This window comes from Domibacillus enclensis (assembly GCF_900156125.1).
Taxonomy (GTDB): domain Bacteria; phylum Bacillota; class Bacilli; order Bacillales; family Domibacillaceae; genus Domibacillus; species Domibacillus enclensis.
Genome location: NZ_FTLX01000017.1, coordinates 20,261 through 27,137, shown reverse-complemented (window position 1 = coordinate 27,137; position 6,877 = coordinate 20,261). Strand labels below are relative to the sequence as shown.

At 42.5% G+C, this 6,877-nt stretch carries 5 protein-coding genes and 1 rRNA gene; all 6 read right to left on the bottom strand.

All coding sequences use genetic code 11. The features are described 5' to 3' along the window. Positions 1-94: ribosomal RNA gene (locus tag BW952_RS18895) — 16S ribosomal RNA — on the bottom strand; the annotation flags it as partial. Between the two features lie 511 nt (positions 95-605). Further along, positions 606-1,229 (bottom strand): YesL family protein, encoded by a 624-nt coding sequence (locus tag BW952_RS18890; protein WP_045852043.1) that lies wholly within the window; start codon positions 1,227-1,229, stop codon positions 606-608. 36 nt (positions 1,230-1,265) lie between these two features. After that, the gene (locus tag BW952_RS18885) at positions 1,266-2,129 is read right to left on the bottom strand and encodes a carbohydrate ABC transporter permease (RefSeq protein WP_045852047.1); all 864 of its coding nucleotides are present in this window, start codon (positions 2,127-2,129) and stop codon (positions 1,266-1,268) included. 70 nt (positions 2,130-2,199) lie between these two features. Continuing rightward, positions 2,200-3,057 (bottom strand): ABC transporter permease, encoded by an 858-nt coding sequence (locus BW952_RS18880; protein WP_414735829.1) that lies wholly within the window; start codon positions 3,055-3,057, stop codon positions 2,200-2,202. A gap of 181 nt (positions 3,058-3,238) precedes the next feature. Then, positions 3,239-4,840, bottom strand: coding sequence for an extracellular solute-binding protein (locus BW952_RS18875; protein WP_045852041.1), 1,602 nt, complete (start codon positions 4,838-4,840; stop codon positions 3,239-3,241). Positions 4,841-4,863: 23 nt separating this feature from the next. Then, the gene (locus BW952_RS18870; RefSeq protein WP_045852040.1) at positions 4,864-6,804 is read right to left on the bottom strand and encodes a glycoside hydrolase family 127 protein; all 1,941 of its coding nucleotides are present in this window, start codon (positions 6,802-6,804) and stop codon (positions 4,864-4,866) included. Between the last annotated feature and the right edge of the window lie 73 nt (positions 6,805-6,877).

Here is a 6,877-nt window from a genome sequence, read left to right as displayed (position 1 = left end):
TGACCAGAGCAAGCTCTGATCAAATCCGCTCGACTTGCATGTATTAGGCACGCCGCCAGCGTTCGTCCTGAGCCAGGATCAAACTCTCCAAAAAGTGTTTGACTTGCTCATTTGTTTCTTAATTGAAAATGCGGGGTGCACTTCAATTAAGAAGTTAAAACTTAAAACGTTGACGTTTTTATTGATTTTGTTCAGTTTTCAAAGATCAATTTTCTTCTCTGCCAAAGTGACAGCTTCATAATATTATCATCATCAGAATTGAAAGTCAACAACTTTTTTCATCTTAATATTATTCTACTAAACTTATTTTGACGGAGCATTTTTCCACCCCAGCGCTATAAGATGTCCCAGTGACAGGCATTTAATATAACACAGGTTTTATTAGAGTGTCAATTGTTTTTTAATTAAGTTATACCCGAATAACAATTGTCTCTTCTAACAGCTTTTATTTCCCCGCCGCTCTAACGACGGAATATAAATATAACCTATATATATATTTATAGCAACATTTTTTCGATACTAAATTTTATTTTTTATAAAGGCATGGTGATGACCAAGTTTTCCTTAACCCTCATTCTTATAGAAGAAACAAAAAGAGTCCGCTCTTAAGACTCCTTTTGCACTTGTGTATTACCTAACGAGTGAATGATCATTTTCAGAACAACAAAAAAGATAAGACTAATACCAAAAACCGCTAGAAGACCTGGTATTTTTGCAAACACCCACACTAGCAGGAGAAGTGCAGCAGCTACACTAATGGATTGAAGCGGCTTCCCTGCCGCCATAATAAGCGAGTATTTCAAACAGCCAAATACGCCTGTATGATAGTGAACCAGCACGGGAAACGCATAAAACGCAGTAAAAACGTAAAAAAAGATCAGAATGTAGAGGAAAGACAACAAAAATATGTGGAATATACTCATCGTGACAATATGCTGCATGATTCTAAAATCAATATACAGGACGACTCCGCCTGCCGTTAAAACATATCCAAGCAGATTTGCTTTGACAAAATATCTTCTAAACTGGCACCAGAACTCTTTAAACAAAGCGGTGTCCTCTTGTCGGATTATCAGGTTTCTCAGCACAGCAATCAAAGCTGCCGTAGCAGGAAAAACCCCCGCTACGAGCAGTCCTCCTGCTGAAAAGATGATCCATAACAAATTTAGCAAAAACAAATTCAAGCCCCACGTTCCCACTTTTATATACCCTTCTGCCAGCCTATTCATTTTCCCCACTCCCTTTTTGAATAGCCGTGCCCCGTTTCATCCTTTAACCGAACCAATCATTACACCTTTCTCAAAATATTTTTGAATAAACGGATAGATAATCAGAATCGGCAAGGTCGAAACAATAATGACTCCGTATTTAATCTGATCCGCGTAACGCTGTGCGTAGCCACCTGCCGCTCCGCCACTTCCGGCTCCTTCTGAAAACACCTGATTAGAGATTAATATATCCCGGAGCACTAGCTGTAGAGGCTGAAGGTTATTATCCCGAATGTAAATCAGACCGGTAAAAAAATCGTTCCAATGCCATACTAGGTAATAAAGACCGATAACGGAGATCACCGCTTTTGACAACGGAAGAACGACTTTCATAAAAAAACCGAAATGGGAGCAACCATCAATCGCCGCCGCTTCATACATTTCTTTTGGAATGGACGTTTCAAAAAACGTTCTTGTAATAATTAAATTAAAGACATTCACTGAAAACGGAATGATAAAAACCCACATTGTATCAATCATGTTCAAGTCTTTAATAAGCAGGTACGTCGGGATCAGCCCTCCGTTGAAAAACATCGTAAAAACGAAAAAGAACATTAAAAAACGACGGGCACGAAATTCCGTTCTAGATAATACGTACGCGGCTGGAAGTGTTAAAGCTAAATTCAGTGCTGTACCAAGCACTGAGTAAATAATCGTATTTTTATACCCTGTCCAGATCCGTGAATCCTGAAAGATTTCCTGATAACCAAATAAGCTGAAGCCTTTCGGAAAAAAGAGTACTTGCCCGGTCGAGACAAGTGTTGAATCACTGACAGAGGCGATCACAATAAAATATAACGGATAGGCCACAACAAGAAAAACCAGTAACGCGATGATGATGATAAACGCATCAAAAAGCATTTCAGATGCGCTTTTCCCTTTCCTGCTCAGTACTCTCACAATTTCCAACTCCTTCTCTTTTGTTGCTTCGTCACCATAAACTGATGTTAGATACTCTTTTGGCGATATAGTTCATGAGCAAAAGCAGTGTAAAGTTAATAAGTGTATTAAACAGCCCAATCGCCGCCGCATAGCTGAATTGATTGGAAATGATCCCGATCTTATACACATACGTTTCGATCACTTCAGATATAGGAAGGTTCAATGTATTTTGCATTAAAAAGATTTTTTCAAAGCCTGTGCTGATGATTGAACCCATATTTAAAATAAGCAAGATAATAATCGTTGGTATAATCGCCGGGAGTTCAACATTTCGAATAATTTGCCACCGGTTTGCACCGTCCATTTTCGCTGAATCATAAAGCTGTGGATCCACACTCGACAATGCCGCTAAGTAAATAATGCTGTTCCAGCCAACATGCTGCCAAATGTCTGATAAAACATAAACAGGGATAAACGTTTTCGTTGAAGCCAGCAGGTTAACATCACTGAAACCGAGTGCCCCCATCAAATGTCCAACAATGCCTGTGTTCGGTGAAAGCAGCACGTTTAGCAGCCCCACCATAACAACCATTGAAATAAAATGAGGCAAATAAACCGTTGTTTGCAGGGTTTTTTTCGCACGTTTCCATTTAATCTGGTTAATGAGCAGCGCTAAAATAATCGGAGCAGGAAATCCGATCAAAATAGTCGCCAGGCTGATTAAAATTGTGTTTCTCATTAATTCCACGAACATATGGCTTTGAACAAACTGCTCAAAATATTTCAGCCCTACCCACTCACCGCCAGTAAGGCCTGCCGAAAAATCATACTCTCTAAAAGCAAGCTGAATGCCATACATCGGAATATAGTTAAAGACGAACACAACAGCAATTGCAGGCAGAATCATTATCCAGAGCTGATAGTCTCTTTTAAAAGTATTTAGTATCGTTTGTTTTTTCGGCGTACTAATCGCCGCGGCTCGATCCAGTGTTTTCGTCTCCGAGTTTAAGAACGCCATCCTCATTCTCCTCTTTAAAAGGATACCGCTACCTGTACGGATAGCGGTGCATTATCCTTCAATTGATAGATTATTGCTGCTTGCTCATAAATTCGTCATAATATGTCTGCATAATATCTGTATTTTGATTGAGCCCCATACTTTCCAGCTCTTTTACATATGATTCCCACTCTGCATCAATACCGCCTTTTGTAATCCATTTCGAAAAATTGGCCATAGCCAGGTTCATAATAGCTGTATTGTTCAAGCTCATTGTATTGTTATCTTCTTCACTGTATTTTAAGAACACACCCGGAAATACATCCTTCTCCGGGTCTACTGCGTCGAGAGCTGGCTGAAATGCTTCTGTCTGCGAGCCGACAGATTGCATATCAGAGCCGAGTGTGACATCCAGGGCATCAGAAATATACATCGGTCCGTGATCCGCCCAGGTAGATGTCCATTTCCACGTTCCCGGATCCATCTCAGCTTCTTCCGGCGGCAAGATGGTATAAGCTTCTCCTTCTTTCGCAATATTCGGACCGATTGAGCCGAATAGAACCTGTAAACTGACTTCAGGATCATACAGTTCATTAATGAATTTCATCGCTGCTTCTTTGTCTTTTGTTGCAGATGACATTTGAATAAAGTTCGTTCCATAGTTTAACGTGTTGTAATCATAGCTCCATGAAACCTCGTCTGAAGAACCAGCTGTCACTTTTAACGGAGCAACTGACGTATACTGAGGGGCAAGCTCATTTCCAAAACGGTCAGTCAATTCCCATCCCCATGTAAAACCAACCTTTGCTGTCTCCCCTTGTCCGCGCCCAACAGACTGGTACTTCGTATAATCCTGCGTAAATGCTTCTTTATTAATCAAACCAGCCTTCCAGCATTTATGAAGAAACTCGATCATTTGTTTATACCGGTCATCCACTAAGAAGTTCTTAACTTCCCCTTCCTCAACAAACGTTCCTTGACCGCTTCCATCTGTCAACGTTATCCCCGTACTGCCAAGCAGAACGTTTGGCTGGAAGAAACCAAATCCGCCCGTCCCTACCGGAGAAAAGTCCATAGCTATCTCATCATTTGGGTCGCCATTCCCATTGGCATCCTGCTCCTTAAACGCCTGAAGCACTGTAAATAATTCATCCCAGGTCGTCGGCTGCTCTAGACCTAAATGATCAAGCCACTGCTGGTTAATAAACTGTCGAGTAGCCGTTTCCGGCCAAAAACGCTGATACTTTGGCAACCCATAAATTTCCCCACCGGCTTGTGTCGACAATTCCTTTAACTCCTGCTTTTCCTCAAACATCCTTTGAACATTTGGCGCATTTTCATCGATGTGTCCAGACAAATCCTCGAACAACCCTTTAAATTTCGCAAAGTCTGCATCCGTAATCGCATTCGGCCCAACAATCAAATCCGGTATATCTCCTCCTGCCAGCATTGCTCCTTTTTTCTGATCCCAATCTGCGGTCACTTCTTCCCATTCAATTTCAACTCCAGCGCGTTCTTCCGCTTCCTGCAGCCACTCCATTTCAGAAAGGTCTTTTGTTAATGGATGCTTTGTCATTAGACCCTTTAAAACAACTCTGCCATCTTCCGTTGTTTCAGGTTCGCTTGACTGCTCACTGCAGCCGCTCATGACCAGTACGCCGGACATTAAAACCAACAAGGATCTTCTTTTCATTTTTTCCCCTCCAAAATGAGATCTTAGTTTTCTTCCTGAATCCAGACAATCATTTCACCCGGTTCACGATTGCACCATGCAAAATAGGGAATTGCTTTAACCGAAACATCGCGGGACCTCTTTTTTACTGGCTGGTATAGGACGTCTTCCCATCCTGAATCCACATCCTTCGTACCTTTTCCTTCAAGTACAACAATTCCCTCCAGTACATCTTTCTGAAATAAAGATGTAAATTCTGAATTTTCTGATATTTTTACAGAAGAGAGATCTTTCCCATTATCTGCTTCCTCCAGACAATACACGACAGGGCCCCGCTGCAAAGCCAGCTTTCCTGCGTTTTCTTTCACCTTTGGATTTGACCGGATCTTTTCAACTGGCATCGGAAAAACAAGGTCAATTCGATCCCCTTGCTTCCATAATCGATTTATATACACATATCCATCCTTGAGGAATGCCGAGTAGTCGACGTCCTCTCCATTCAAGCTGACTTTCGCATTTCTTGACCACCCCGGAATGCGCAGCGCAATTATGAATGTATCCTCTCGTTCTGGTGTAATGGTCATCGAAACCGTTTCATCCCACGGATAGCTTGTTTGCTGATCAATCGACACGTTTTGTCCATTTAATTGGACGTCTGCTTTATTTCCAGCATATAAGTTTACGTGCAGCGTGTGCGAATGGACTGTATACATATATTGGCCAATGGAGGAGATTAACCGAGCCAGATTCGGCGGACAGCATGCACAGCTGAACCACTTTTGCCGCACCGGCTTTACGTGATGGTGATCCTGCCGGTGTTCGCACGTTTCCGGGTGCACCTCCAGCGGATTTACGTAGAAAAACTTTTTCCCATCCAGGTCCATCCCGCTGATCGTCCCGTTGTACAGCGCTCTTTCCATGACATCTGCATATTCTCCATCTGCTTTCAGGTTAAGCATGCGCTGCGCCCAGAGAACAAGGCCAATAGATGCGCACGTTTCAGTGTAAGCTGTATCGTTTGGCAAATCGTAGTCTGTAGAGAACGCTTCGCCAAACTCCATTGATCCGACACCAGCCGTCACATACATTTGCTTTTTCGTCACATTTCCCCATAAATTCCCACACACGTTTTTCAGCTCATCGTCGTTTGATCTAAAAGCAAGATCTGCCATCGCCGTATACATATACATAGCACGCACGGAGTGGCCAACTGCCTTTTCCTGCTTTCTGACAGGGACATGCGCCTGGTTATACCCATAGCTGTTATTCCAGAAAAACGGCCGCTTTTCTCCTCTCTTTTCCCTTTCCAAATCAAAGAAGTGGGGCTGCTGTCCTCGTTCTTCAATGAAATAGCTGCTTAAGCTCAAATACTTTTCGTTACCTGTTGCGTCATATAATTTCACGAGAGCCAGCTCAATTTCCTGATGACCGTCATATCCCTGCATCTTCCCCGCTTCTTTTCCAAACACAGAATCAATATAGTCCGCAAACCGGCACATCATATCCAAGAACTTCTTCTTGCCTGTTGCATGGTAATACGCAACGGCCGCTTCTATCATATGACCCGCACAGTAGAGCTCGTGCTGATCGCGCAAATTGCTCCACCGGCCATCCGGCTCTTTTATTGTAAAATACGTGTTTAAATAGCCGTCTGTCTGCTGGGCACGCCCAATGAGCTCGATCACATCATCAACCGCTTTTTCAAGTAAAGCATCTGGTTCATTTTCCAAGCAATAGGCAGCCGCTTCAATCCACTTCGCCACATCACTGTCTTGAAAAACAAAGCCATGAAACTCCCCTTCCTTTTCTCCGGACGCAATCTTAAAGTTTTCAATGGCCCGGCTTGGAACCGCATCCGGAAGCCTGTCATTCAGTGCCTCCCATTGGTAAGGAATAACCTCCTTGCGCACAACATCCATGTACCGTTTCCAAAAAGAATCTGTCACCCGAACGGTTATATCGCTTTTTGTTTTGATTACTGTCATGTTTCATCCTCCGTATGATTGAATTGATTCATCAACTAAAACTGACTTTCCCTATCCTTTCCTTTTTTATTTT